The following is a 26,703-nucleotide window of genomic DNA, read 5'->3' on the forward strand; positions in this document are numbered from 1 at the left end:
CGATCAGGCGAGGCGCAGGTCGTGGGTGAGCGCGCCCTTGAAGAGCGGTCGACACGGCTTGCCACTGCGGAATTTCTCCGGCGGCAGGATGGAGCGGAAGTTCGTGCTGTCCGGATCCATGCGATAGCCCGTCACGGGTTTGCCCGTGGCGCGCTCGAGGATGGTGATGTCGAGCGGCAGGTCGACCGGAATGCCGGGATGCAGGCAGGGATAGAGGCAGCTGCGGCGGTAGCGGACGCCGGCGAGGCGCAGGTCGGGCGCGAGCGCGGCGAGCGGAAGCCTGCGGCCCTGCACGTAGAAGTCGTGGGTCGCGGCGAAGGCGTCGTTCGCGCGCACTTCGATGCGGTGCATCGAGGTGTCGACGAAGCGGCTGGTGGAGCCGCCTTCCACGGGCGTCTCGCAGAGCAGCGGCCAGCTCTCGTGCGCGCGGCGAATCTCGAGGCGGGCGTCGCCTTCCTTGTGCGCGAGGAGACGCGGGAAGCGCCACTCCCAGATCTTCACGAAGACGTCGCGAGCAATCGGGCAGCCGGCGTCGCGGAGTTCGCCAAGCAGATTGTCGAGGTCGGCAAGCAGGCAGCTCGGCAGGAAGTAGCGGTCGCGAAGTTCCGACTGCACGAGGCGCAGCGGGCCGGTGGCGGGTCTCACTGCGGCGAGGCCGGCGATGCAGCGCCAGAGCAGCATGACGGCGCTCATCCACTCGGCGGTGGGCAGCGATTCGATGGCGCGGAACTCGATGAGACCGAGGCAGCCGCCGGGCCAGCCGGGATTCCAGAACTTGTCGAAGCTTGTCTCGGAGCGGTGGGCGTTGCCGGTGACGTCGGTCTGGAGATGGCGCAGCGTCTCGTTGATGAGGACGCGGTTGTCCACGCCGGCGGGCAGCGTCTCGAGGAAGTGATAGGCCATCTCGAGATCGAAGAGATCCTTCGCGGATTCATCCGGGCGCGGAGCCTGCGACGAGGCGCCGACGTAGCAGCCGGTGAAAAGATAGGCCAGCGACGGGTAGCGCTGGAAGTAACGGAGGATCGAAGCGAGCCAGCCGGGGCGGGTGAAGAAGGGATTCTCCTCGATGCTCGGACCGCCCCAGAGCATGTGGTTCCCGCCGCCGGTGCCGCCGGGATAGTCGCCGGCCGGCTGCTTCCACGAGCGAAGGCCGACGCGCTCGGCGCAGGCCGTGATCTCGTGCATCCACGCGTCGTAGGCCTGCCAGTTCTCGCAGGTGGGAAGATTGATCTCGAGCACGCCGGGGTCGGCGGTGAGGCCGACGGTCGTCCAGACCTGGTCGGTATCCTGCGGGACGTAGCCCTGAAGTTCGTAGAGGCCGACCTTCGCCGCGGCCAGCGCTTCGCCGACGGCCTTGAGCAGTTCGGTGAAGGGAGGCTGGAGCAGCGGCGGGAAGAAGATGCAGAGGCGGCCTTCGTTGAGCTCGGCCACGAGGGCGCGGCGGGGCACGTCGGGCGGCAGAAGGTGCAGCGGCAGGCGCAGGCCGGCGGGGCCTTCGGCGGTGTTGAGGACGCGCTCCCGGGCCTTGATTTTCCAGGGGACGGAAAGCCATTTGTCATCGATATGATCGAGCGGGAGCACCCACGTTTTCACGGCCTTGACCTTGGGATCGGTGAAGGCCATCCAGCTGGCGTCGAGGTCGAGGCGCGAGGGCAACGCGGCGAGGAACGCGAGGGCGGCAGCCTCGTCGGTGCGCCTGTTGCCGGGGATGCCGCGGAAGAGCTTCCTGCCGTCGCGGCGGGCGAGCATGCGCAGCGCCCAGCGGGGATTCACCTCACCGGGGTATTGCTTGCCGGGGCTGAAGAAGACGGCGCCGCCGGCCATGCTGCCCTTGAGCAGCTCGTCGGCCATGCGGCGGGCGTAGGAAAGTTTCGTGGGGCCGACGGCGGAGAAGGACCACTCGGGCCCGTCGGGATGGAGAGGGACGTAGGTGGGCTCGCCGCCGAGGGTGAGCTGGATGCCTTCCTTCGCGAAAATGGCGTCGGCCCATTTAGCGGCGGCGTGCGCGGCTTTGGATTTCGTGCTCATCGAGGAACAATTTCGAGGGTGGCCGTCATGGTGCTTTCGATCTGCTTGTGACCGTAGTAGCAGCCCTTGATCGGGCTGATGTCGTCGGGATTGAGGCCGACGGCGGCGGGAATGCGGTGGTGGTCGGCGAGGGTGCCGTTGGTGGGGTCGAGCCCGACCCAGCCCGCGCCGGGCAGGTAGGCCTCGGTCCAGGCGTGAAGGGCATTCTCGGCGCGGCGATCCGTCGCGGCGAGGTCGGGAGGCTCCCAGAGGAAGCCACTCACGAGGCGGGCGGCGACGCCCTGCTGGCGGAGAACGGTCGCGAGCAGGACGGAGAAATCGCGGCAGGCGCCGGTGCCCGCGGCGAGCGTCTCGGCGGGCGTGCGGGCCTCGCCTTCGTCGCGGCGTTCGTAGTCGAAATTCTGGAAGATCCAGGTGTTGAGATTCACGAGGGCTTCGATGGTCGGGCGTGGCGTGTCCGGCCGGCTGAGCTCGGGCGGGAGGGCGACGGGAAAAGGGTTGTCGAGATAGGGCGCGAGAACGGCGGCTTCGTGCGGGAGGTAGTCGAAGGGCAGGCGCAGGGCGTGCGATTCGAGCAGGAAGTGGAAGGGATTCCGCTCGGTGAGGTCAAGGTCGAGCTCGATGTGAAAGTCGAGGTGCGCAAGTTTCCTGGGAAAGAAACACCGGGCGACCTTGTTGTCGAACAGGTCGTGGCGGAATTGCACGTCGGCGCTGCGATCGGTCGTGAAAACGGCGCGTTCGATGCGGATGTCGTGGCTGTTTCGCGGGAAGAGCCGGACAAGATGGGGGGAGAAGCTGGCGGGTTCCTCATAGGCGTAGTTCGCTCCGCAACGGATTCCGATCTTCACCCTTTGATTCTCCTCATGTTCACCTTGATTTTCATGGCCTGCCCTCCGCCGCCCTTGAAGGTGCCGCGCACGGGGGCGGCATCCCGGTTGTCGCGGCCGAACGATACCGCGACGTGCTGCTCGGCGCACCATCGATTATTCGTGGGGTCGAGCGCGACCCATTGCAGGCCGGGAACGAGCGCCTCGACCCAGGCGTGGGTGGCGACGGCACCGACGAGGCGACGGCCGGTCTTCGAGCGGGGCGGCTCGGTCTCGATGTAGCCGCAGACATAGCGCGCGGGCAGGCCGGCCGTGCGCAGGACGCTGAGCATGATGTTCGCAAAATCCTGGCAGACGCCGCGTTTGGCCTTCCAGACGAGGGCGAGCGGCGTGGAATTGTCCGTGGTGCCGGGGCGGTATTCGAATGTCCGGTAAATGGCGCGGTTGAGGGCGTCGAGGCCGTCGCGCAGCGCGACGCCGGGCGCGAGGAATTGTCTGGCCCAGGTGGCGGCCATCCCGCCGACGGGGACATTCGTGGTGGGCTGGAGGTAATCGAAGTAATCGAGCAGCACCGACGAGAAGAGCTGCCGCGCCTCGGCGACGGGCACGTCGAGAGCCTCGGCGGGCAGCTGCGGGGCGTGCGTCTCGACGACGAGGTGGTTGTGAATGGCGAGGCGCTCGTGCCGCAGCGGGTGCGAGAAGAAGGCGACGGGATTGCCGAAGGTGTCGGTGTAATGCGTCGTCGGCAGGTCGGGGACGATCTCGATGCGGTGGCTGAGGATGCGCTGCGTCGCGGTCTCGGGCGGCGTGAGACGCGCCTCGAGGTAGGCCTCGATGGCCGAGCCCTGGTAGCGGTAATCGGTCGTGTGCGTGATCTCAAACCGCATTGGCAAACCCGGTGAGCAGCGGTTGGTCGGCGTGCATGTGAATCTGGTGATTGAGAAAGCCGTCGGCGATGAGCTCGTGGATGCCGAGCGTGCGTTTGAGCAGGGCGTCGATGCGGTCGATGAGCTCGCCGCGGGCGGCGGCGCGCGGCTGGCCGTGCTCGATCTCGCGGTCGGCGAGGTGTTCCCAATCGATCTGGAGCATTTCGCTGCGGAGTTCCTCGATGCCGGCGAAGGTGCGCTGGAGGCCGGGCGACGAATGGACCTGCGAGAGCTCGAGGAGGTCGCGGCAGGCGATGAGGCAGCGGTTCACCGAGCGAGGCACGGTGGGATTCTGCCAGAACATCTCGAAGACGGGGCCGGGCTCGATGCGCATCTGGTAGACGCGGCGGTAGACGTCGCGGCAGTTCAGCAGGCGCAGGAAGGCGGAGAGCTGGATCTCGCGGGAATGCTCGTGCGCGGGGCCGGCGGAGCGCAGCAGCGAACGGGTCATCGTCGCGAGGGCGTTTGCCGTGATGGCGGCGCGCTCGACGCGCTCGCCGACTTCGCAGAACCGCCAGCCGCCGTCGGCGATCATCGTGGTCTGCGCGAATCCGAAGAATTGGGCGACGAGCTGGGTGACCTGCTCGCAGGTGCGGCGGGTGACGGCGGCCCGTCGAGCGTCGTCGAGCCGCGAGTGGCGATTGGCGTTGTCGAAAAGCGAGCGAAGCTGGCTGAGGGTGGAGCCGACCTCGTTGCTGAAGGTTTCGAGGATGGAGTCGGTGTTCTGCGTGGCGCGCTCGATGGAGCTGCGGACGGAGCCGGAGCCGGTCGGGTCGAATGTGAGGCGATAGCGTCCGAGGGCGCTCGAAATGGTGTCCTTCTCGGTGCGGCCGCCCTCGAGCGGCGGAAGCATGCGATTCCAGACGGGCCGGTAAAGCGTGCGCTCGGTGGAGTTGAGTTCCTCGGTCTCGAGCGACTCGATCACGCCAATCATGGCCGCGAGACTGCGGGCGCGCTCGAGGTAACGGCCGGCCCAGTAGAACGCCTCGGCGACGCGGCTGGTGACGTGCTGCGAGGGCGGGTGCACGTCGTGGACAAGGCGCGGACCGGGATCCGGATTCGTGCCGGGCTCGGCCTCGACCCAGGTATCCTTGCTGCCGCCGCGGAGCTCCGAGGCGGTGAAGAACGAGCCGTCCTCGGCGACGCGCGTGAGGGCGCCGGGGAAGGTCGCGTATTCTCCGTCGCCGTGATGGAGCGCGAAGAGAATGTGGTCCTGATGCCGCGTGTGCGGCCGGCCGTTCTCGTAGCTGAGCGTGAGAGCGGACGAGCCGCGAGGCTGCGCGACGAAGTTGCCGGCGTCCTCGAGGATCTCGCTGATAAGCGCGCGCTGGCGGCGTTCGTCGAAGTCCTCGCCCTCGTCGGGCGTGCAGATCTTCTCGCCGTAGATCGGGCGGATGACGTAGCTAGACAGGTCGTTGAGCACCATTTCGCGCTGGTCGAGATCGCCGAGCCAGAAGGTGTCGAGTTCGTCGAGAATCGGCGTCTCGCTGAGGTAGTAGCGAATGAGCGCGGGGGTGAAGCGCAGCAGCGCGCGGTCGTCGGCGAGCTGGGCGCCGACGGCGTTGATCACCGAGACGGTGCCCTGGCGGATGCATTGCACGAGGCCGGGCACGCCGAGCAGCGAGTCGCGCCGGAAGACCAGCGGGTCCAGCCACATGTCGGAGATTCGCGAGTAGATCACCTCGACGCGTTCGAGGCCGGAAACCGTCTTCAGATAGACGCGATCGTTCAGGACAATGAGGTCGCCGCCCTGCACGAGCGGGATACCCATGCGTCGGGCGAGAAAGCTGTGCTCGGAATACGCGGCGCTGCCCTGGCCGGGCGAGAGGAGCACGATCGTGGGATCGGTGTCGCGGGCGAAGCTGCGGAGAAGCTCGAGGATGTCGGTGGGCGCCTCGGTGATGGAATGGATCGCGTAGTCGAGAAACGCCTGGGGCATCACGCGGGCCATCGCGCGCCGATTCTGGATCATGTAGGACATGCCCGACGGCTGGCTGAAGTAGTGATGCTTCACCACCATGCGCCCGTCGGATGTGCGGCCCACGGCCATGCCGCTGAGGTGCAAAAACTGCCCGCCCGGCGGTTTCAGGGCCCGGGCGGCGCGCTGGAAATACGGGCTGCCGAGCACGGGATGCAGCGGCACGATGCCCTGGCGGAGGATGCGTTGCTCGCCGTAGACGTCGCGGAGAAAACACTCGAAGGCGTGCAGCCGCTGGGCCATTCCGCTCGAGAGCGTCTTCCATTCCGCCGCGGTGAAGACCTGCGGCAGCAGGTCGCAGAACCAGGGACGCCGGCCCCAGGTGCGGTCGCGACCGACGGCAAAGGAGACGCCCATCTCGCGCATGGTGGCCTCGAGCTGTTCGTCACTGCGGCGAAGCTCGGCGCGACCGGCGTGGTCGAATCGCCGGAGCAGAGGACGATAGATCGCGCGGGGCTGCCCGGAGGCATCGATCAGCTCGTTCCAATGGACGGAATCCGACTTTCTTTTGCCCGTGGCTCCCCGTTTCGCCTGCTGCACGCGAAGACGCTTTTCAGGCCCCCCGGGTGGGTCAAGCGTAAACCGCGATTTACCACTGCATTACCCATGCTCGAACAGCCGCCGAAGGAACTCCGCGTCGCTGAAACTCGAGCCGTTCCCGAGCCGGACGACGACGAGTTTGCGGGAGGGAACGACGTAGCACCGCTGGCCGCCGGAGCCGACCATGGCAATGAGGTCGGCCGGAGCCGCGGGGGAAATGCAGCATGTGCGCCAGTCGGCGGGCGAGCGACTTTCGCCCAGGGTGCCTTCGATGGAGAGCGCGCGGGCGTCCGGGGCGGCAGCGTTGGCGTTCAGCCAGAAGCTGAGGCCATACATCGAGTTGGCCGGGGATCCGGCGAACGCGCCGGCGAAGGCCGCGGGCGGCAGGGCGGATCCTGGCACGGCCCGGCCGGGGGCGCCGACGAGGCGGCCGATCTTCGCGAGATCCCGGGCGGTGAGTCTCGCGCCGGCGGAGAAGAACGGGTTGCCCCTGCCGTCGCGGCGCCAGGCGGCGACGGCGGGAATCCCGAGGGGAACGAGGACTTTTGCGGCGAGGTAGCTGAGAGGATCGGTGCGGCGGGAGGAGAGTTTTCGGCGCAGGATCTCCTCGAGGAGCTCGTAGTTGCCGGGCGCGTAGGCGAAGCGGGCGCCGGGTTCGTTGACGAGCGGGAGGGAGATGGCGAGCCGGTTTTTGTCGCGCACGCCGCGCGCGTAGATCGTGTTGTAGCCGCTGGCGAGGCCGGAGGTCTGCTCGAGGAGATTGCGAATGGTGAGCGTGCTTTTGCCCGAATCGCCGCGCCATTCGGGGATCGTCCTGGCGACGGGCTCGTCGAAGGTGAGAATGCCCTGGCTGCGGGCGGCGAAGGTCGCGAGGGCGGCGAGGTTCTTCGTGATGCTCATCACGAGGAACGTGTTGTCGGGCGTAACGCCGGATGCGTAGGACTCGTGGAGCGTTTTCCCGGCCTGCTGAACGATGAGCGCGAGGCCGCCGTGTTTGCGTGAGTAGGCGGCGGCGGCGGCGATCCGGGAGTCGGGCAGCCGCAGGGAGGAGGCTGCGGATTCCATCCCGTGCGAGGGCGCAACGGCCGCCAGCAGCAGAAGGATGGAAAGCGCGCGTTTCATGAGTCGTCGGCTTCCGGCTTCGGGGGGCGCACGAGCAGGGCGCCCATGGCCTGCCGGGGGGGACGGCCCTCGTGCAGCACGGCATGGACTTCCGTGATGATCGGCGCCTCGACGCCGAGCCGCTGGGCGCATTGCAAGGCGCTGCGGGAGGTTGGCACGCCCTCGGCGACCATCTTCATGGATTCCTGGATCTCCGCGACGGTCTCGCCGCGGCCGAGGCGCTCCCCGAATCCGCGGTTGCGACTGTGCGAGCTGAAACAGGTGACCATGAGGTCGCCGATCCCGCTGAGGCCGGCGAAGGTTTCGCGGCGGCCGCCGAGCGCGACGCCGAGTCGCGTCATCTCCGCGAGGGCGCGGGTGACGAGAGCGGCCTTGGCATTGTCGCCCATGCGCAGGCCGTCCGAAACGCCGGCGCCGATGGCGAAGACGTTCTTCAAGGCGCCGCCGAGCTGGATGCCGTCGACATCCTCGCTCGTGTAGGTGCGGAAGGTGGGGAAGGAAAACAGCTCCTGCAGCGCGGGGAGGAGGTCGTTGTGGCGGGAACCGATCACGCCGGCGGCGGGGATGCCACGCGCGATCTCGGCGGCCAGATTCGGCCCGGAAAGCACCGCGAGCGGCCGGCCGGGCAGGCATTCGCCGAGCACCTGCGTCATGAGGTGACCGGTATCGGCCTCGATGCCCTTCGTGCACGAAACGAGCGTGGCGTTCTCGCCGAGCGATGTCCCCGCGAGATCCCGGGCAACTTCACGAAAGGCGCGCGACGGCACGACCACCGCGAGCAGATCGGCCTGTGCGGCCTCCTCGAGATCGTTGGTGACCTCCACGTTCTCCGGCAGCGGCACGCCGGGCAGGTAGTCGGCATTCATGCGCGTGGTGCGCAGGCGCTCCGCGGCGGCGGCGCTGTGGGCCCACAGGCGCACGGTGGGACGATTGCCGGCGAGGAGAATGGCGAGGGCGGTGCCCCAGCCGCCGGCTCCGATGACGCTGATTCGTGAAAACATTCCCGGGAGGAGATTCAGGATTTACGGCGCTTCTCGAAACGCGACTCCGTGCCCTGCATCAGGCGGGAAATATTCCCCCGATGCAGCCAGAAGACGAGCACGCACATGGCGACGCCGACGATCGCGAGCGCCCCGTTGCCGCCGCGCAGCCAGAGGGTGACGAGCGTCCCGCCCAGCACGACCGTCGCGACGAGCGACGCGATCGAAACGATGCGCGTGGCCAGGAAGACAATCACCCAGGCCGTGATCGAGAGGACGAAGACCGGCCAGGGAAACAACGCGAGCGCGATGCCCCCGGAGGTCGCAATGCCTTTGCCGCCCTTGAAGCCCAGCCAGACGGGGAACGTGTGCCCGAGCAGCACGAAGATCGCGGCGAGGATGCCGGCCAGCGTCGCGTCGAGCCCGAGCGCGGGCGCGACGGCTTTCGCGAGCACCACCGCAAGCGCGCCCTTGCCGATATCGAGGGCAAAGCACAGGTAGCCCCATTTCTTGCCCAGCACGCGCAGGGCGTTCGTGGCGCCGATGTTCCCGCTGCCTTCCTTGCGCAGATCCACCCCGCGCGCACGGCCAATCACGAAGCCGCTCGGGAACGAACCGATCAGGTAGGCCCCGATCGCGACAAAGACGAAGAACATGCGAACATTTCCCCAAGGCCGCCCCGCCGCGACAAGAACTTTCGCGGGAATGAAATGCGCCGTGGCGCCTCTCACCTTCACCTGACCATGAAATCGCTTCCCTTGCTCGCGCTCGCCGCCACCCTTACTTTTCCATTTATGAGGACATCCGCCGCCGACCTTCCTGCCACCGTTTCCGTGCGTCTCGTCGAAGCCGATGGCGATCCCGGTCCGGTCCAGACCGTGCCGACCGTCACGAAGACCGATGCCGAGTGGAAAGCGCAGCTCGGCGCCGAGGCCTTTCAGGTGCTGCGCGCGCAGGGCACCGAGCGTCCCTTCTGCGGCACGCTGCTGAACAACAAGAAGGAGGGCGTGTATTTCTGCGCCGGCTGCGATCTGCCGCTCTTCACGTCGCGGAACAAATTCGATTCCGGCACGGGCTGGCCGAGTTTCTTCGCGCCCTTTGCGAAGGAAAACGTCACCGAGCTCAGCGACCGCAGCTACGGCATGGTGCGCACGGAAATCCTCTGCGCGCGCTGCGGCGGGCATCTCGGCCACGTGTTTGACGACGGTCCCGCGCCGACCGGCCTGCGCTATTGCCTGAACTCCGTCTCGCTGAAATTCCGCAGCTTCGACGAGATCAAGGCGGCCGTTCACCAGTAGGCGGCCTCGCGCCGGATGAAGGCGTTCAGCCGCGGCAGCCACGGGGCGTCGCGGCGAACGGCAAACGCGACGAACTCCGGTGGCGCGCCGCCATGGACGTCGATCGCCGCCAGCTCCGGATGAACCGCCAGGTGGTGCTGCGCGCTAAGGTCGCCGGTGCCGACGGCGTCGACCTGGCCCGCGCGCAACGCGGTGATTCCCGTCTCCAGCGTCGCGCACGAGACGAGTTCCGCCGCCGGCGGCTTCTGCGCAACCGCATGTCGATCGGCGGCCGAGCCGGCCACGGCGGCGATTCGCCGGCCAGAAAGGTCGGCCATGCTTTTCAGGTGGGGACGGTCCGTTTCCCGGATCAGCAGCGTGCGGCGGACGCTCGCGTAGGGATGGGTCCAGGCGATGCCGTCCGCTTCGCTTCCGCGCCGCAGCGAGATTCCGCTCGCGGCCAGATCGATCCCGTCAGCCGCCGGGCGTTCCCACAATCGGTCGAACGGGAAGAATTCTACCGCCAACGCCAGACCCTCGGCGCCCGCGAACCGCTCCAGGAAAGCGATATCCCGCCCCCGGGGGCGATCATGGTCCTGCCAGGCAAACGGCGCGAAGCCGGCGAACGCGGCCACGCGCAGCGTGGGGCGAGGAATGCCTCGTCGCCGGGAGCGAACGAGGCTTTCTGAGTTCGGAAAACGCGGGATCACCAGAGACATGAAATACGATCAACTTAGTCGTATTTAAAAGCAGCCCTGAGGCAAGTGCACGCAGAAGCCCTGTCATAGGCGGTTGGCCGGAGTCCGCACGTAGCGGCGGATTTCCATGTTGCCGTCCTCGTGGAGCGTCTCGGCGAGGGTGAAATCCGCCTCGAACGCAGGAAAAAACGTGTCCGCAGGCGGGGTGAGTTTCACGAGCGTGAGGAGGAGTTCTTCGCAGCGCGGCAGCAGCTCGCGGTAGATTTCCGCGCCGCCGATCACGAAGAGTTTCCGGCCGTCGGTCGGCTCGGCGATGTCGTCGAGGCTGGCAAGGTGACGGACGCCGGGCACGTCGAGCGGCCTGCGCGAGAGCACGAGATTCTCGCGGCCGGGCAGCGGCTTGCCGAGCGAGTCGAACGTCTTGCGGCCCATGAGGATCGCGTGGCCGAGCGTTGTGCGCTTGAAGAATTTCAGGTCGGCGGAGAGGTGCCAGGGAATGCGGCCTTCGTGGCCGATGGCGCGATTGAGCGCCATCGCGGCGATGGCGATCATACCGAGATGGGCGCCTTGATGGCGGGATGCGGGTCGTAGCCCTCGATGGCGATGTCCTCGAAGCGGAAGTCGTGAATGTTCGTCACGGCCGGGTTCAGCCGGAGCGTGGGCAGCGGGCGGAAGTCGCGCGCGAGCTGCTCGCGGGCCTGCTCGAGGTGATTCGTGTAGAGGTGAAGGTCGCCGAAGGTGTGGACGAAATCGCCGGGGCGCAGCCCGCAGACCTGGGCGACCATCGCGGTGAGCAGCGCATAGCTGGCGATGTTGAACGGCACGCCGAGGAAGAGATCCGCGCTGCGCTGGTAGAGCTGGCAGCTGAGCTCGCCGTCCTGCACGAAGAACTGGAACATCGCGTGACAGGGCGTGAGCGCCATCTGCTCGAGCTCGCCGGGATTCCACGCATTCACGATGAGGCGGCGGCTGTCGGGCGTGGCCTTGATCTGCTCGATGACGCGGTCGATCTGGTGGATCGAGCGGCCGTCCGGCGCGCGCCAGTCGCACCATTGCGCGCCGTAGATGCGACCGAGGTCACCGTTTTCATCCGCCCACTCGTCCCAGATCGTGACCTTGTTCTCGTGGAGATACGCGACGTTCGTTTCGCCGCGGAGGAACCAGAGGAGCTCGTGAATGATCGAGCGCGTGTGGAGTTTCTTCGTCGTCAGCAGCGGAAAATGCGTGCGCAGATCGAAGCGCTCCTGCGCGCCGAAGACGGAGATCGTGCCGGTGCCGGTGCGGTCGGTTTTCGGCCGGCCGTGCTCGAGCACGAGGCGCAGGAGGCGGTGGTATTGCTGCATGCGGAGTCGGGAATCTTTTCACGAGTTCGCATTTTCCTCATCCCAAAAAACCGCGTAATTTCGGCGCCATGCTCGAAGTCACCATTCTCGCCAGCGGTAGCGCGGGAAATTCCGCGCTCGTGCGTTGCGGGAATACGCGCATCCTGCTGGACGCGGGCCTGAGCGCGCGCCGGCTGGGCGAGCGGCTCGCGGCGTGCGGGGTGGACCCCTGCGCGCTCGATGGCATCGTGCTCACGCACGAGCATGGCGACCACACGGCGGCGCTGCGGGTGCTCTGCGCGAAGCGGGAGATCCCGGTGTATGCGAATCGGATGACCGCCGCGGCGCTGGAGGCGGGATCGATGCGCGACCACCGCAACTGGCGCTTTTTCGCGAACGGCGCGGCGTTTTCCGTCGGCGAGCTCACGATCGAGGCGTTCTCCGTGCCGCACGACGCGGTCGATCCGGTCGGATTCCTCATCCGGAATTCTTCGGCGACGTTTGGCCTGCTCACGGATCTCGGTCACGCCACGCAGATGGTGATCGAGCGGCTGCGCGAGGCGGACGTCCTGTTCATCGAGACGAACTACGACGAGGATTTGCTCGCCCGGGATACGCGCCGGCCGTGGTCCGTGAAACAGCGGATCAGCTCGCGCCACGGGCATCTTTCCAATCGCGCCGCGGCCGATGTCGTCGGCGAACTCGCCGCGGGCCGGCTCGCCAGCGTGCTGCTCGGCCACCTCAGTCGGGACTGCAATTCCGCGGATCTCGCGGTGGCCGCGATCCATGCGCCGCTCGACCGGGTGGGACGTCGCGACGTGCCGGTGTATTGCGCCGGGCAGGAGACGGTGAGCCCGTGCTTCCGCGTCGGGTCAGCCGGCGTGTGAGAAGCGGACGATGAGATAGATCCAGTTTGCGGCGGCGACGAGGAAGACGGCGAGCCGGAGGGTCAGCGCCTCGGGCGGAGTGAGGGCTTCCAGGCGAATCCGCGGCAGGCGCAGGCTGGTGACGATCGCCGCGTAGATCGCGAACAGACCGGCGACCAGCACACCGGCGAAGACCAGAGGATTCCAGCCGAGCGCGTTGACGACCTGGCCGGCAAGCAGGCTGCGCACGCAGCGCGTGCCCCCACAGGTGAGGCATGGCAGCCCGGTGATCGCGTGGAACGCGCAGGCGGGCGTCGGCAGGGCGAGCACCAGCCAGAGGATGGCGAACCCGCTGCTGGAGACGAGCACGGCGAGCGCGACGAGCTCGCCGTCGCACCCTCGTTCCGCCGGTTGCCGCAGCGTGAGGCGCATCGCCCGTCGGGATTAGCGCGCCGCCTGGCTCATCGCCGGGATGGCGGCCGCCAGCGCGACGGCGGCAAACATCAGGCCGCAGCACAGGGCCATCGGCAAAAGCACGGCGGCAATGGCTTTTCCGGTCGACGTGCCGTGCACTTCGCGGAAGCCGATCACAAGGAGGTAGAGATTCCAGGCCGCCTGCACGAGGCTGCCGCAAATCGGCAGAAGAAGCAGGACGGAGGTGGAGCCGTTTGCGTAGCAGATCACGCGAAAGGTGGCCTCGTAGGATTTCGGCGCGGCGCCGACGAGCATCAGCGCGACGTGGAAGATCCCGGCGCTGACGAAGGAGCCCAGGGCGATGATCAACGGCATGCAAACCATCAGGCCGATGAAAATGCCGGTCATGATGGCCGGCGTGACGTCGGGGGAGGCATTTGCCGCCTTCGGGCCGACCAGTTCGAAGACGAGCTGGTAAATGATGGAGACGATGCCGCAGAGGCTGCCGAGGATGACGAGGAAGGTGAGGGGCTTTCCAAAGCCGCCGGTCGTGGGCATGCCGGCGAAGGTGGCCTGCGGAGCCCCGAGCACCTCGCGCACCGTCTCGTAGAGGCGAGTGAAGAGGCTCGCTGCGGGGTCGCGTTCCCAGGCCGGAGCGACGGGCGCGGCGACGGGCAGCTCGGTGAGCGGCGTGCCCGGGGCGATCGTGGGCGGAGCGACTTCCTCCGGGGCCGGCAGGTCGGTGAACGTCTCGAGCGGCTGCCAGCTTTCCATGCCTTCGCGCCAGGCAAGATCGGTCGGAAGGAAGCGGCCGCTGCGGAGGCCTTCGGAGACGGCTTCGGGCGTGAATTGACCCAGGCTCTGCCGATCGCGGTTGATGTGGATCTTGCTCATGCACCGCTGCTAGCCAATGCGCGCCACCGGGTCAAACCCCCATTGATATTCGCGGCCATCACGGACAACATTCCTCCCATGCCCACCATCGCCTCCGACTCGATGCCCGCCGGCACGCCGGCTCCCGATTTCTCGCTGCCCGACGTTGTGACCGGGCGGACCGTTTCGCTCGCGGACTTCGCGGGGCGTCCCGCGCTGCTGGTGATGTTCATCTGCGCGCACTGCCCGTATGTCGTGCACGTGCGCGCCGAGCTGGTGCGCCTCGCCCGGGCGTTTCCGCTGGCGGGATTCGTCGCAATTTCGTCGAACGACGCCGTCCAGTATCCCGGTGACGCGCCGGAAAAACTCCGCGAGATGGCTGTGGAATGCGGGTTCCCCTTCCCGATGCTCTACGACGAGTCGCAGGAGGTCGCCCGCGCCTACACGGCAGCCTGCACGCCGGATTTCTTCCTGTTCGATCGGGACCAGAAACTCGCCTACCGGGGGCGTCTCGACGACAGCACGCCCGGTAACGGGAAACTCGTCACCGGCGCGGATTTGCGCGTCGCACTCGAGTTTGTGCTGGCTGGCAAGCCGGGTCCGCAGGTGCAGGCGCCGAGTCTCGGCTGCTCGATCAAGTGGAAGTGAGTCAGTGCGTCGCCGCCCAGGAGAGCATGCGCGCGGCGTCGTCGAAGATGTAGCTCGTCTTGCTGCCAAGCTGCACGACGATGAAGTGCCGGCCGCCGATGGTCGCACTGGTGACGAGGCAACGGCCCGCGGCGTTGGTAAAGCCGGTCTTCATGCCGTCCACGCCGGGACAGACGCCGAGCAGCTTGTTCGTGCTCTTGAGATACGAGCTCCGGCCGCTGTTGAACTGAAAGTTGTAACCGGGCATCCGCATGATCGCGCGCAGCTCGGGGTGGCGGTAGGCGCGATAAGCGATGCGTGCCATGTCCCGGGCGGTGGAATATTGCGGGGCCGGCAGGCCGTTCGGATTCACGAAATGGCTCGAGAGCGCACCCATCGACGCAGCGCGGGCATTCATCACGGCGGCAAAGGCCGCGACGCTGCCGGCATTGTCGCGGCCGAGTGCGACGGCGGCATCGTTGCAGCTATGGACGAGCAGGGCCGAGAGAAGCTGGCGGCGCGAGTAAACCTGGCCGGGACGGAAGCCGACCTTCGTGGGCTCGACGAAGGTATCGATCGACTGGATCACCACGGGGCCATCGAGATTGCCTGCCTCCGCGACGATCAATGCGGTGAGCAGTTTCTGCGTGCTGGCGACCTGCCGGATGGAGTCCGCATTCTTCTGGAAGAGGGTGCGACCGGAGTCTGCGTCGATCACGATGGCCGATTTCGCGTAGATCGCGGGAGCGCTGCCGGGCCAGAGGATGGGGGCGCCGGTGGGAGCGTTGGCGACGCCCGAAACGGGCTCCGCCGGCGTCCCGGTGCTGCGCAGAACGACGCCGGGACTCGGGCGCTGTTCCTGCTCGACGACCGAGCAACCTGCCAGAGCCACCACGCCGACCAACCCACTGAAGCGAATCCAAGACCTCATCGACCGCCGCGTTTAACGGAGGCTCGGGCGCGGGGCGAACAAAAAAGGCGGCCTGAGCTTTTGCTCAGGATTTTTTCGGCGGCAGTTTCTTGCGCTTCGTCTTCGCGAGATCCTCGAGCTCCGTTTCCGTCATCGATTGCTCCATCTGCTTCGAGGCGCCTTTGAGGCGGCTCTTCGGGCTCTCCCCGCGTTTCGCCGCAAGCGCGGCGCCCGCGGCCATCTGCTGTTTTTTCGATTTCGCTGGCATGCCGGAAGTTCGCAATCGCCGGAAACAGCGGCTGCATCCCGATCGGAATTTATAGTTGACTGATCAGTCAAAATCCGCGAGAAGGGATTCATGCCACGAATCAGCACGGCCAAGGAGCGACTCACCGACGCGGCTCTCGCGATGATGTGGGAGAATAGCTACGGCGCGACGTCGGTCGATGCGATTTGCGAGCGGGCGAATGTGAAGAAGGGCAGCTTTTATTACTTCTTCAAGTCGAAGGCCGAGCTCGCCGCGGCGGCTCTGGAAGCGGACTGGAAACGGCATCAGCCAGATCTCGACGCCACGTTTTCGCCGACAGTTCCGCCGCTCGAGCGATTCCGTATCAGTCACGAGAAATGCGTGGCGTTTCTCGAGGAAAAACAGAGAGAAATGGGCGCTGTGCTCGGCTGCCCGCTCTTCACGGTGGGCAGCGAAGTCTGCTGCTCGGAGGAGACGGCGCTTCGCGATACCGTGCAGCGGATCCTTGATCGAAAAATCTGCTATTACGAATCGGCGATCCGCGATGCGCATGCCCAGGGGCTGATTCACGCGCCGGATGCGAAAGCCAAGGCCCGGGCGCTCTTTGCGCTCATCGAGGGCGCCCTCACCCACTCGCGCATTCAGAACAGCCTCGAGCCGCTGCGGGAATCCTACGGCACCGCCATGGAACTTCTCGGCGTGAAGGCTTCCGAAACCGTCCCTGGCTAAAAAATTTTGCCCAATTTCATAGACGACCAGTCAAATACTAGACCTGAACGAGTTATGAACGATGCCTGCCACCACAAGTCTGCTCCCGGCGCCAGCTCACGGCTGATCCGCGCCATCGCGGAGACGAAAGCCCGTTTGCGCGCCCGCTACGAAAAGCTGTTTCCGGGTCGGGAATCCCACATCGAGGCCATTCTCGAGCTCGCCGAATCCGCCGCGTGGTGCACGCCCTTCCCTCACCTCTTCCTGCCCGATCTGGCCGAGGTCCAGATCGCCGGCTTGAGCCCTGTGCCGGCCGCCTGAGTGTCCTCATCCATCCCTTTCAAACGTCGAACCATGATGAACTCGAAAAATCTCGCCTCCGCCCTCGCCTTCGCTGTCGTGGCGATCGCGCTCGTGCTGTCTCTCGCCGGCTGCGGCAAGGGTGCCGCCAGCGCCCAGACCCCGCCGCCACCCGTCGTCACGGTGGCGCCCGTCGAGCAGAGGGAAGTCACCGAGTGGGACGTCTTCACCGGGCGCGCGGAGGCGGTGGAATCCGTCGAGGTGCGCCCGCGCGTTTCCGGCCACATTGACGAGGTGCGTTTTCAATCCGGTCAGCTCGTGAAGAAGGGCGATGTGCTCTTCGTGATCGATCCGCGCTATTACAAGGCCGAGCTCGACCGTCGCCAGGCCGAATACGAGCAGGCGCAGGTGCGGCTGGCCAATGCCGGCCGCGACGCGAAACGCTCCGGCCGCCTGCTCGCGAGCAAGGCGATCTCCAGCGAGGAAGGCGACTCCATCGAGTCGCAGTTTCAGGAGGCGAAGGCCGGGCTGCTCGCCGCGCAGGCCATCCTCGAATCCGCCCGGCTCGACTACGAGTTCACCCAGGTGCGTGCGCCGATCGATGGCCGCGTGAGCCGCGCCCTGCTCACGGTGGGCAATTACGTGAGCGGCGTCGCCGGAAGCGCCTCGCTCCTCACAACGATCGTTTCGGTCGATCCGATCTACGTCTACGCGGACGTGGACGAGAATTCGCTGCTCAAGTTCAACGCCCTCGCCAGGGAGCGCGCGGCCGGCGGAAACAAGGTGCCGGTGGAACTCGCGCTCGGCGACGACGAAGGCTTTCCCGAGCGCGGCGTGATCGAGTCGTTCGACAACCGCGTCGATGCCAATACCGGCACGATCGTCGTGCGCGCGGAATTCGCGAATCCCGGCGGGCGCATCGTGCCCGGGCTGTTCGCGCGCATCCGCATCCCGATGAGCGGCCGGCACGACGCGCTGCTCGTCGACGAGGCCGCGATCGGCACCGACCAGGCGCAAAAGTTCGTTCTGACGCTCGGCAAGGACAACACCGTGCAATATCGCGCCGTGAAGCTCGGGCCGGCGATCGACGGCAAGCGCATCGTGCGTTCCGGCCTCGAGCCCGGTGAGAAGATCATCGTGAACGGCCTCATGCACGCCCGTCCGGGCATGCCGGTCACGCCGCAGGAAGCCGTCGCCGCGACGGAGCCTGCCGGACCGAAAACCGCGAAGCGCTAAGCCCGCGCGCCGACCATGAATTTCTCGCAATTCTTCATCCGCCGCCCGGTGTTTGCCGGCGTGCTGTCGATCCTCGTTTTCCTCATCGGGCTCATCTCGATGTGGCAGCTGCCGATCAGCGAATATCCGGAGGTCGTGCCGCCGACCGTGGTCGTGCAGGCCACGTATCCCGGCGCGAATCCCCGGACGATTGCCGAGACCGTCGCCGCGCCGCTCGAGCAGGCGATCAATGGCGTCGAGAACTCGCTCTACATGTTCTCGCAATCCACGCCCGATGGCGTGATGTCGCTCACCGTCACGTTCGCGCTCGGCACGGATGTGGACAAGGCGCAGGTGCTCGTGCAAAACCGCGTCGCGCAGGCGCTGCCGAAATTGCCGGAGGAAGTCCGCGCGCTCGGCGTCACGACGACCAAGCAATCGCCCGACCTCACGCTCGTCGTCCACCTGACCTCGCCGACGGGCCGCTACGACGAGATCTACCTGCGAAACTACGCGACGCTGCAGGTAAAGGACGTGCTCGCGCGCATTCCCGGCGCCGGCTCCGTGCAGCTCTTCGGCTCCGGCGACTACGCGATGCGCGTGTGGCTGGACCCCGACAAGGCCGCCGCGCGCAACCTCACGGCCAGCGACATCATTGCCGCCATCCGCGAGCAGAACATCCAGGTCGCCGCCGGCTCGGTGGGCCAGCAGCCGCTCGCCGCGCCGGTGCCGATGGAGCTCCAGATCAACGCGAAGGGCCGCCTCATCGACGAGGAGGAATTCGGCAACATCATCGTGAAGACCGGGCCGAACGGTGAGAAGACACTGCTCAGGGACATCGCCCGCGTCGAGCTCGGGGCCTCGTCCTACGCGCTGCGTTCGCTCCTCGATAATCATCCCGCGGTCGCCATCCCGATCTTCCAGCTTCCCGGCGCGAACGCGATCCAGCTCTCGAAGGACGTGCGCGCCAAGATGGACGAGCTCAAGAAGAGCTTTCCCGACGGCATCGAATACTCGGTCGTCTACGATCCCACCGTGTTCGTGAGCCACTCGATCGAGGCCGTCGTCCACACGCTCGTCGAGGCGCTCATCCTCGTCGTGCTGGTCGTCATCCTCTTCCTCCAGACGTGGCGCGCGTCGATCATCCCGCTCGCCGCCGTGCCCGTCTCGCTCATCGGCACGTTCGCGGTGATGCATTTCCTCGGCTTCTCGATCAATGCGCTCTCGCTCTTCGGCCTCGTGCTGGCGATCGGCATCGTCGTCGACGACGCCATCGTCGTTGTCGAGAACGTCGAACGAAACATCGAGAACGGCCTCACGCCCATCCAGGCGACCGAGCAGGCGATGAAGGAGGTCACCGGCCCGATCATTGCGACTGCGCTCGTGCTCTGCGCGGTGTTCGTGCCGACGGCGTTCATCAGCGGACTGACCGGCCAGTTCTACAAGCAATTCGCCATCACCATCGCGATCTCGACGGTCATCTCTGCCTTCAATTCCCTCACGCTCTCGCCGGCGCTCAGCGCGCTCCTGCTCAAGAGCCACCACGCGCCGAAGGATCTGCCCTCGCGCCTGATGGATCGCGCCCTGGGCTGGTTCTTCCGGCCGTTCAACCGCGCCTTTGCGTGGACCGGCCGAAAATACGGCGCCGGCGTCGGCGGGATCGCCCGCAAGAGCGCCGTGGCCCTCATTCTCTACGCGGGTCTCGTTGTTCTCACGGGCTGGAGCTTCCAGAAGGTGCCGACCGGCTTCGTGCCGACGCAGGACAAGCAATACCTCGTCTCCTTCGCGCAGTTGCCCGACGGCGCATCACTCGAACGCACGCAAAAGGTAATCGAGCGGATGAGCGAAATCGGGCTGAAGGTGCCCGGCGTCGAGTCCGCGGTCGCGTTCCCCGGGTTGAGCATCAGCGGCTTCAGCGTCGCGTCGAACTCCGGCATCGTCTTCTTCTGTCTGAAGCCATTCGAGGACCGCAAATCGCCCGACCAGAGCGGCCCGGCCATCGCCGCGAAGCTCAACCAGCAGCTCTCGTCGATTCAGGAGGCCTTCGTGCTCACCGTGCCGCCGCCGCCCGTGATGGGCCTCGGCACGATCGGCGGATTCAAGGCCTACATCGAGGATCGCGCCGACCTCGGCTACGACGCGCTCTACAAAAACATTCAGACGCTTACCGGCAAGGGCATGCAGACGCCCGGGCTCGGCGGCATGTTCTCCATGTTCACGGTCAATGTTCCGCAACTCGATGCAAACATCGACCGTGTGAAGGCCAAGACGCAGGGGGTGCCGCTGCAGAATCTCTTCGAGACGATGCAGGTCTACCTCGGCTCGCTCTACGTGAATGATTTCAACCGTTTCGGGCGCACCTTTCAGGTCGTCGCGCAGGCCGAGTCGCAGTTCCGCGAGCGGCCCGAGGACATCACGCGCTTGAAGACCCGCAACGCCGCAGGCCAGATGGTCCCGCTCGGCTCGCTGATCACGGTGAAGGAAACCCACGGCCCGAACAGCGCCATGCGTTACAACGGCTATCCCGCCGCCGAGATCAATGGCGGCCCTGCGCCGGGCTTCAGCTCCGGCCAGGCCGAGGCCCTCATGACGAAGCTCGCTGCCGAAAACCTTCCGCCGGGCATGACGATGGAATGGACCGACCTGACCTACCAGCGCATCCTCGCCGGCGACACGGCGATGTATATTTACCCGCTGTGCATCCTGCTCGTCTTCCTCGTGCTCGCCGCACTGTATGAAAGCTTCCGCCTCCCGCTTGCGATCATCCTGATCGTCCCCATGTGCCTGCTCGCCGCGATTACCGGTGTGTGGTTGCAGGGCCAATGGGATCCCGCCGCGGGCGACAACAACATCTTCACGCAGATCGGCCTCATCGTGCTCGTCGGCCTTGCGTGCAAGAACGCCATCCTCATTGTCGAGTTCGCGAAGCAGAAACAGGACGAAGGCCTGGACAGCATCGCCGCCGTCGTCGAAGCGTGCCGTCTGCGCCTGCGCCCGATCCTGATGACGTCCATCGCGTTCATCGCCGGCGTCTTCCCGCTCGTGATATCGACCGGCGCCGGCTCGGAAATGCGCCGGGCCATGGGCGTCGCGGTATTCTCGGGGATGATCGGCGTGACGCTCTTCGGCCTCTTTCTCACGCCGGTCTTCTACGTGACCGTGATGAAACTCGGCCGCCGGAAAGCCGTCGCCATCGATCCGGAGACGACTTCGCGCGGCGGCACGCCCGCCATCGCGGCATCATAGCTGGGAGAACCAGAGCCGGCTTTCCCCGGGAAGCCCATGGACCTCAAGCTGACGGGTAATCTCCGCCAGCGGCGGCTCTTCGACGACGTGAAGCGGATCGCCAGGCAGATGGGGCAGCGCGGCGCGAGTAAGCGCCCAGCACGCCCAAGCCCGCCAGCGGCGCTGTTCGCGGCGCGGCTCGTTCATCCGGCCCGCGAGATGCTGGAAATGCACGCGTGGATTGCCGATCCAGGCTTCCGGCGGCGTATGGCGAAGAATCCATGCCATCGCCGCGTAGGGGAGCGGCCAGGCCGCGAGTTCCGCCTCGTCGCCGCGAAGATCCGCGCCGAAGGCCCGATCGAGTTTCAGGACGGCGCGGGCTGCGAGTCCCTTTCGCCAGACGTAGTGGCCATAGGTGAGGGCCGTCAGGTAAAATGCTCCGTTCCGGGCCGACCCGTGCGCGGCCAGGGACTGGGCATTCATTTCTGCCGGCGGGGGCGGGAGATGCGGACACGGCGGATACCCGGCCGGAAACGGTTCGACGGACGAGGAATTCACAAATTGTCGCATCGTGGTCCGCAAACGTCGGGCAATCGGATGTGTTGAAATTTTTCCAGCTGCAAAACTTTGCTTCTTGGCATACTAAATTGTCCCCCACCGCCCATGGATCGCTTCTTTTTCTACCTTCTCGGAGCCATGGCGGCCGTCCTGCTCGCGATGGTCGCCTTTGTTTCGTTCTCGCGATATCAGAAAGTGTCGGACTCGGCGGCGGCGAAAGTGGTGGTCGAAAAGCCGGAACCTTCCGCGACCCCGAAAGCGACGCCGGCGCGCTGGTCTCCTTCCGATCCGAGCGCCCTTGCGACCCCGATTCCGATGGATCAGACCATGATGGGCCGGGCGATGCCGACGCCGGTGCCCTGGTCACCTCCGAATCCGGGCAAAACCACGACGGTCATCTATCCCGGCTTCACGGTGGTGTATTCCCCGACGCTCGGTTCTCCCCTCGCCGTGCAATACGCGATGGTGCAGGGCGCAAAGCCGAAAATCTACCCGGCTCCGGCGAAGGTGGTGACTCCGAATCCGAGGCTCATCCCGGCCGCTGGGTATGCCCGGGGACCGATGGCTTTCCCGAAGTCCATCGCCCTTTACTTCGGCAAGGCCGCCGGCACGAACACGAATCTGATGACGAACGTGGCTGCGTTCAATCCCGGCACGCTCGCCGGACCGTGGAACGAACTGGCCGAGCTCGAGTTGCGCTACGCCTCGGAATACAAATGGATCGAGATCGTGGCCGGCCCGATTTTTTCCGATCCCCCGACGAAGGTCGGCGGCGTCCTCGTTCCGGCGGCGTTTTTCCGGGTTTATCGCCGCGCCTACGGCGACAGCATGGCCTTTATCGTGCCGCAGGGGGCAACCTCGACGAAGATGGAAACGTATCTTACGAGCATCTCCGCGGTAGAGGCTGCAACCGGCGTGTCCATTTTCACCAACACGGTGTCGATCGACGCCCGTGACCTGACCGCGGAGGCCGTCTGGTAGGACTTTTCCGGTGATCTTCAAATTTCGCAAAAATAATGAGTGATCTTCTCGACAACTCTTCAATCGCGCGGAACAGTAGTTCTCTCATCGATTTGAGCATTGCCCTCTCTGTCCTCTCGATCACTTTCTCGCCCAGTCCCCATCGCCCTCCTCCCATTTCGCCGCCCGTGATCGGGTGAATTTCCGCCGCCGATCATGTCCCCTGGAAATGGCCCTGCCTTTTTATCCGCTCTCGTGAACCGCGCGCCGCTATCTCTCCGGACCGCTTTGGCGGAGAATTCCTCCGTGATCAGAAGGCCGAAATTCCGTTTGCCGGCGATTTGCAGCCTTGGCGTTTTTCTGATGTCGCTGTCGCTCAGTCCGGCTCAGACACCCCCGGCCCCGGCCGCGGCAAACGCCTCGCCTCAGGATGCCCTTTCCCAGAAGTATAACGCCGGCATGGAGGCCTTCAACAAGGGCGACTACGCGGCTGCGGCTGCCAACATGCAGGAGATTCTCGGTGCGGTGACCGAGGATTCCCAGCTCGACTCGGTCTATTACACCCTCGGCGCGGCCCAGTATAACCTGCACCAGTTCGGCCCGGCGATCGAATCCCTTCGGAAATTCGTTCAGAAATATCCGAAATCGCCCAAGATCGACGATGTGACGCTCTTCATCGGGCAGGCGCAGGTCCAGATGAAGGACTACGAAGGGGCATCGAAGACCCTGGCCGCTCTTCAAAACAAGCCTGCCGTCCGGGAACAGGTGCTCCTGCTTCTCGGACAGGCCGCCAAGGATGCCGGCAAGACGGATGCCGCCATCGCGATTCTCAGGAAACTCACCGATGGCGGGGTGCATTCCATCGAAACCGCCAACGGGATGATGTTGCTGGCGGACATCTACGCGCAGACTGGAGAGACGGACAAGGCGATCACTCTCTTGAAGGCGATGCGCGAGAATACCGGTCAGCTCGACAATATCGTCCGGTTGAACGCCATGGCCGTCGAGCAGGGCGACGCGCTCCTCAAGGCCGGAAAGCCCGATCAGGCGCTTGCGAGTTACCAGCTTGTCCAGCCGCAGTCCGAGGTAATCCGGCTCCAAAAGGCCCGGATCGCGGCGATGGAGGCGAAGGTTGCGCAAAACCTCGAAGCCGTTCGCGCGGATCCGCAGCGGGCCCAGGAAATCAGTGTCACCAACGGGCAGCTCCGCAATGCTGTGGCCCAGGCGAAGGCGCAGCTCGAGGCTTTTGAAAAGACTCCCGACTTCGCCGGGCCATTCTGGCTGCGCGTCGGCCAGGCCTATTACGGCATGGACCGCAAATGGGAAGCGGCAACGGTTTACGATGAGCTGCTGCGTCGCGAACCGACGAGTGCCGAGCGCGAGTCGGCGCTGTTTGGCTTGGTGGTCACTTCCGCGGAGTTGAATCGTGGACTGATCACTCGCGATCTCGCGCAGCAATACCTCAAGGAATTTCCCAAGGGCGCGAATGCCAACACGGTGGGCTACCTGCTTGGCGCCACGGCCCTGCAAAGCGGCGATACCGAGGCCGCCGTGAAGTATTTCGGGCTCATGCTCGAGACGCAGACGGACAGCGCCTACCGAGAGCAGATTTCCTTTCTCCTCGGCAATGCCCACTTCAGCCTGGGTGACTTCGACAAGGCGAAGGCCGACTACACCAAATACCTCGAGACCTACCCAAAGGGGCAGAATGTCGAGGAAGCGGTTTATCGCACCGCGCTCGCGGCGCTCTTTGCCGGCAAATACGAGGACGCGATCAAGGGAATCAACGATTACATCAGGAAGTATCCCACGGGGAATTTCCTCGCGGATGCGAAATACCGCCTCGCCGTCTGTCAGTATGCCGCTTCGGATTATGAGAAGGTCGTGAAGGACTGCGATGCGTGGCTGAAGGAATTTCCCGGCGATGCGCTCCGCGGAGAAGTGCTGGCGCTCAAGGGAGATGCCCTGGCGCCGCTTCCAGGGCGCGAAGAAGAGGCGATCGATGCCTATATCGCTTCGTTGAACGCGGCGGGCACGGAGGAAGTGCTCACCCATTCGCTGACCGAGGGCGCCAAGCTCCTGCAGAAGCGCGGCGATTGGGAAAAGCTCGACAAGACGCTGACGGAATTCGTCGATGCGAACCCAACGAGCCCGGTGATCGTCCCGGTCGCCTACTGGATCGCCAAGGCCAAGACGAAGGAAGGCAAACCCGACGAAGCGCGTGAGGTTATTGCGGGCGTCATCAAAAAGAATATCAAGGATCCCAACCAGGCTGCCGTGGAGCAGCTGATCACGCAGCTTGCGCTCCTTACTGCGAAACGGAGGCCGGCCACGACGGCCGATCCCGCGGCCACGCCGGTCCCGGCCGCGGTGGCGCTCGTGCAGGCCACGAGGGATCTCGAGTCCCTCCTGGGAGACGCGACCGTCTCGCCAACCGCCCAGGCGCGGGTCCTTTTTGCCAAATCGGAAGTCGCGCGCCTGCGCAAGGATCCGGTCGAACAGGAGAAGAATCTTGCCGCGATCGCCGAGCTTCCGCCGGGAAAGCTCAGCCCGCTGCTGCTCGCCCAGGTCGGCGATTACCTCCTCGCGAAAGGACAGATCGACAAGGCGGATGTCTTTTTCAAGCAGCTCCTCGAGAGCTACCCGAAAAGCGACTATCTCGACTTTGCCTACAACGGCTTTGGCGAAATCGCGTATCGGAAGAAGAACTATCCCGCGGCCCTTGGCTTTTTCACCGACGCCATCGGCAAGGCCGGAGCCACGATGAAGCTCAAGGAAGTCACGATCGGCCAGGCGAAGGCGCTGCTGGCGATGGGCCGGCTCGACGAAGCGCAGAAGCTCTTCGAACAGGTGGCCTCCACCCGGGAATGGCGCGGCGAGTCCACCGCCTACTCGGTTTACTCGCTGGGCGAGATCGAGGAAAAGAAGGGCAAGCTGCCCGAGGCGATCGCCTACTACCAGCGGGTGTATGTTGCCTACCGAAAATATCTGCCATGGGTCGCGAAAGCCTATCTGAGGAGTGCCGAATGTTTTGAAAAACTCGGCAAGAAAGAGGAAGCCGTGAAAACTTATCGCGAAATGCTGTATAACAAGGCTCTCGCCGACTTCCCGGAATACGCCGAGGCTCGGAAAAAACTGGATGCTCTGGGCACGCCATGAACCGATTCCGATTCCCCCTGATTCCGCTCTTCACGGTTGTGGCGGCTGGCTCGGCCCTCGCCCAGGCTCCCGCGCCTGCGGCAAGCCGTCCCACGGCTCCGGCTCCGGCCGCTGGTGATTCGATCAAGCTGACCTTTGCCGATGGCCGGGTCGTCCCGGCCATGTCGGTGCGCCGCTCGAAGGACACCCTGCTGGCCACCGTCAGTCTCGCCGCCGGTGTGCGCGGCGACGTGGGGTATCCCATGGCGACTCTGCGCAAGATCGAGATGCCTGAGCCCCCGGCGATCAAAAAGGCCCGAAGCCTCCTGAACGCGGGGAAAGCCGCCGAGGCGGTCGTCGAGATTCGCCCGGTCGTCATCGCGCAGGCAGACCTTCGCGACATTCCCGGGAACTGGTGGGCCCCCGCGGCGCTGGTTTACGTCGACGGCCTGATTGCCCTCAAGCGCGACCGCGATGCCGAGGCCATCATCAACGATCTCGCCACCAAGTCGCAGGACCCCGAGTTGCTCCAAAGCGCCCGCATGGCTCTCGCCGAACTGTGGCTGCGCAACCAGCGGACCGACGAGGCCATGGCGATCTTCGACGCTACCATCGCCGCGAGCCAGAAGGATGCCACCCGCGCTCGCGCCTGGCGCGACAAGGGCGATGCGCTCTTTGCCAGGAAGGACTACGACGGCGCCCTGCTCGCCTATCTGCGTGTGCCGGTCTTTTATCCGGAGCAGGCCGGCGCCATGCCCGGCGCTCTTCTCGGCAGCGCCCGCGCCTTTGAAGGTTTGGCCGACTACGAGCACGCCAGTGCCCAGCTGGCCGAGCTTACGAAAAAGTATGCCGGCTCTCCCGAGGCCATCGAGGCCAGAATCGACTCCTTGCGCATCGAGAAAAAGCGTGATCCTGATTCCAACGAATCCGGGCCATCCCCGACTCCCACCCCTTAGCACCGACC

Annotated in this window: 25 protein-coding genes; 10 read left to right on the forward strand and 15 right to left on the reverse strand. The window is 65.6% G+C overall.

The features are described 5' to 3' along the window. Positions 1 to 3 precede the first annotated feature (3 nt). Genes VIM61_12575 through plsY form a run of 7 tightly spaced genes read right to left on the reverse strand, consistent with a single transcriptional unit; the run spans position 4 to position 9,057 of the window. Positions 4 to 2,028 (reverse strand): transglutaminase family protein, encoded by a 2,025-nt coding sequence (locus VIM61_12575; GenBank protein HEY8901239.1) that lies wholly within the window; start codon positions 2,026 to 2,028, stop codon positions 4 to 6. Beyond that, positions 2,025 to 2,876 (reverse strand): transglutaminase family protein, encoded by an 852-nt coding sequence (locus VIM61_12580; protein HEY8901240.1) that lies wholly within the window; start codon positions 2,874 to 2,876, stop codon positions 2,025 to 2,027. The genes VIM61_12575 and VIM61_12580 overlap by 4 nt, the downstream gene beginning before the upstream one ends. Further along, entirely contained in the window at positions 2,873 to 3,742 is an 870-nt protein-coding gene (locus tag VIM61_12585; GenBank protein HEY8901241.1) for a transglutaminase family protein, read from the reverse strand. The genes VIM61_12580 and VIM61_12585 overlap by 4 nt, the downstream gene beginning before the upstream one ends. Next, on the reverse strand, positions 3,732 to 6,299 hold the full coding sequence (locus VIM61_12590; protein ID HEY8901242.1) for a circularly permuted type 2 ATP-grasp protein: 2,568 nt from the start codon (positions 6,297 to 6,299) through the stop codon (positions 3,732 to 3,734). The genes VIM61_12585 and VIM61_12590 overlap by 11 nt, the downstream gene beginning before the upstream one ends. 60 nt (positions 6,300 to 6,359) lie before the next feature. Next, on the reverse strand, positions 6,360 to 7,421 hold the full coding sequence (locus VIM61_12595; protein ID HEY8901243.1) for a serine hydrolase domain-containing protein: 1,062 nt from the start codon (positions 7,419 to 7,421) through the stop codon (positions 6,360 to 6,362). After that, complete coding sequence (locus VIM61_12600; protein HEY8901244.1) at positions 7,418 to 8,422, reverse strand: NAD(P)H-dependent glycerol-3-phosphate dehydrogenase; 1,005 nt, start codon at positions 8,420 to 8,422, stop codon at positions 7,418 to 7,420. Before VIM61_12600 ends, VIM61_12595 begins: the two co-directional genes overlap by 4 nt. Positions 8,423 to 8,436: 14 nt before the next feature. Further along, positions 8,437 to 9,057, reverse strand: a complete 621-nt coding sequence (gene plsY / locus VIM61_12605) for a glycerol-3-phosphate 1-O-acyltransferase PlsY (GenBank protein HEY8901245.1) — start codon at positions 9,055 to 9,057, stop codon at positions 8,437 to 8,439. Positions 9,058 to 9,144: 87 nt separating this feature from the next. Between plsY and msrB the strand changes: the two genes are divergently transcribed. Continuing rightward, positions 9,145 to 9,699 (forward strand): peptide-methionine (R)-S-oxide reductase MsrB, encoded by a 555-nt coding sequence (gene msrB, locus VIM61_12610; GenBank protein ID HEY8901246.1) that lies wholly within the window; start codon positions 9,145 to 9,147, stop codon positions 9,697 to 9,699. Here msrB and VIM61_12615 read toward each other — a convergent pair. The 3 genes from VIM61_12615 to VIM61_12625 form a co-directional block, all read right to left on the reverse strand. After that, on the reverse strand, positions 9,690 to 10,397 hold the full coding sequence (locus VIM61_12615; protein HEY8901247.1) for a transporter substrate-binding domain-containing protein: 708 nt from the start codon (positions 10,395 to 10,397) through the stop codon (positions 9,690 to 9,692). The genes msrB and VIM61_12615 overlap by 10 nt on opposite strands. A 63-nt stretch (positions 10,398 to 10,460) precedes the next feature. After that, a complete protein-coding gene (locus VIM61_12620) occupies positions 10,461 to 10,928 on the reverse strand; it encodes a dihydrofolate reductase (protein HEY8901248.1) in 468 nt (155 codons plus the stop codon). Beyond that, on the reverse strand, positions 10,925 to 11,719 hold the full coding sequence (locus VIM61_12625; protein HEY8901249.1) for a thymidylate synthase: 795 nt from the start codon (positions 11,717 to 11,719) through the stop codon (positions 10,925 to 10,927). The genes VIM61_12620 and VIM61_12625 overlap by 4 nt, the downstream gene beginning before the upstream one ends. Positions 11,720 to 11,787: 68 nt before the next feature. Between VIM61_12625 and VIM61_12630 the strand changes: the two genes are divergently transcribed. Continuing rightward, positions 11,788 to 12,585, forward strand: coding sequence for an MBL fold metallo-hydrolase (locus tag VIM61_12630; protein ID HEY8901250.1), 798 nt, complete (start codon positions 11,788 to 11,790; stop codon positions 12,583 to 12,585). On the opposite strand, the gene VIM61_12635 is transcribed toward VIM61_12630, so the two are convergent. Together VIM61_12635 and VIM61_12640 are read right to left on the reverse strand one after the other, a co-directional pair. Further along, positions 12,571 to 12,996, reverse strand: coding sequence for a DUF2752 domain-containing protein (locus tag VIM61_12635; GenBank protein HEY8901251.1), 426 nt, complete (start codon positions 12,994 to 12,996; stop codon positions 12,571 to 12,573). The genes VIM61_12630 and VIM61_12635 overlap by 15 nt on opposite strands. A 12-nt stretch (positions 12,997 to 13,008) precedes the next feature. Further along, positions 13,009 to 13,872, reverse strand: a complete 864-nt coding sequence (locus tag VIM61_12640) for a YIP1 family protein (GenBank protein ID HEY8901252.1) — start codon at positions 13,870 to 13,872, stop codon at positions 13,009 to 13,011. A 78-nt stretch (positions 13,873 to 13,950) separates the two neighbouring features. Between VIM61_12640 and VIM61_12645 the strand changes: the two genes are divergently transcribed. Then, positions 13,951 to 14,499 (forward strand): thioredoxin family protein, encoded by a 549-nt coding sequence (locus tag VIM61_12645; protein HEY8901253.1) that lies wholly within the window; start codon positions 13,951 to 13,953, stop codon positions 14,497 to 14,499. Position 14,500: 1 nt separating this feature from the next. Here the strand turns inward: VIM61_12645 and VIM61_12650 are convergent, their stop codons facing one another. Both VIM61_12650 and VIM61_12655 read right to left on the reverse strand, forming a co-directional pair. Continuing rightward, on the reverse strand, positions 14,501 to 15,409 hold the full coding sequence (locus tag VIM61_12650) for a D-alanyl-D-alanine carboxypeptidase family protein (GenBank protein HEY8901254.1): 909 nt from the start codon (positions 15,407 to 15,409) through the stop codon (positions 14,501 to 14,503). A 64-nt stretch (positions 15,410 to 15,473) separates the two neighbouring features. Then, on the reverse strand, positions 15,474 to 15,656 hold the full coding sequence (locus tag VIM61_12655) for a DUF3008 family protein (protein HEY8901255.1): 183 nt from the start codon (positions 15,654 to 15,656) through the stop codon (positions 15,474 to 15,476). Between the two features lie 90 nt (positions 15,657 to 15,746). Here VIM61_12655 and VIM61_12660 point away from each other — a divergent pair, with 90 nt between their 5' ends. From VIM61_12660 to VIM61_12675, 4 genes are read left to right on the forward strand one after another with little or no spacing between them, the layout of a single operon-like run. Beyond that, positions 15,747 to 16,364 carry a TetR/AcrR family transcriptional regulator gene (locus tag VIM61_12660; protein HEY8901256.1) on the forward strand — a complete coding sequence of 206 codons (618 nt, stop codon included), beginning with the start codon at positions 15,747 to 15,749 and terminating at the stop codon, positions 16,362 to 16,364. A 54-nt stretch (positions 16,365 to 16,418) separates the two neighbouring features. Beyond that, positions 16,419 to 16,664 carry a hypothetical protein gene (locus VIM61_12665; protein HEY8901257.1) on the forward strand — a complete coding sequence of 82 codons (246 nt, stop codon included), beginning with the start codon at positions 16,419 to 16,421 and terminating at the stop codon, positions 16,662 to 16,664. 33 nt (positions 16,665 to 16,697) lie between these two features. Then, positions 16,698 to 17,879, forward strand: a complete 1,182-nt coding sequence (locus VIM61_12670) for an efflux RND transporter periplasmic adaptor subunit (protein ID HEY8901258.1) — start codon at positions 16,698 to 16,700, stop codon at positions 17,877 to 17,879. 15 nt (positions 17,880 to 17,894) lie between these two features. Then, positions 17,895 to 21,104, forward strand: coding sequence for a multidrug efflux RND transporter permease subunit (locus VIM61_12675; protein ID HEY8901259.1), 3,210 nt, complete (start codon positions 17,895 to 17,897; stop codon positions 21,102 to 21,104). Here VIM61_12675 and VIM61_12680 read toward each other — a convergent pair. Next, on the reverse strand, positions 21,099 to 21,566 hold the full coding sequence (locus VIM61_12680; GenBank protein ID HEY8901260.1) for a hypothetical protein: 468 nt from the start codon (positions 21,564 to 21,566) through the stop codon (positions 21,099 to 21,101). The two genes, VIM61_12675 and VIM61_12680, sit on opposite strands and share 6 nt — an antisense overlap. Positions 21,567 to 21,746: 180 nt before the next feature. Between VIM61_12680 and VIM61_12685 the strand changes: the two genes are divergently transcribed. The 3 genes from VIM61_12685 to VIM61_12695 all read left to right on the forward strand — a co-directional run bounded on the left by VIM61_12685 (position 21,747) and on the right by VIM61_12695 (position 26,695). After that, on the forward strand, positions 21,747 to 22,622 hold the full coding sequence (locus VIM61_12685) for a DNA/RNA non-specific endonuclease (protein ID HEY8901261.1): 876 nt from the start codon (positions 21,747 to 21,749) through the stop codon (positions 22,620 to 22,622). Between the two features lie 342 nt (positions 22,623 to 22,964). Then, positions 22,965 to 25,760 (forward strand): tetratricopeptide repeat protein, encoded by a 2,796-nt coding sequence (locus VIM61_12690; protein HEY8901262.1) that lies wholly within the window; start codon positions 22,965 to 22,967, stop codon positions 25,758 to 25,760. Further along, a complete protein-coding gene (locus tag VIM61_12695; protein HEY8901263.1) occupies positions 25,757 to 26,695 on the forward strand; it encodes a tetratricopeptide repeat protein in 939 nt (312 codons plus the stop codon). The genes VIM61_12690 and VIM61_12695 overlap by 4 nt, the downstream gene beginning before the upstream one ends. Positions 26,696 to 26,703 lie beyond the last annotated feature (8 nt).

The sequence above is a fragment of the Chthoniobacterales bacterium genome (assembly GCA_036569045.1).
Classification (GTDB): domain Bacteria; phylum Verrucomicrobiota; class Verrucomicrobiia; order Chthoniobacterales; family JAATET01; genus JAATET01.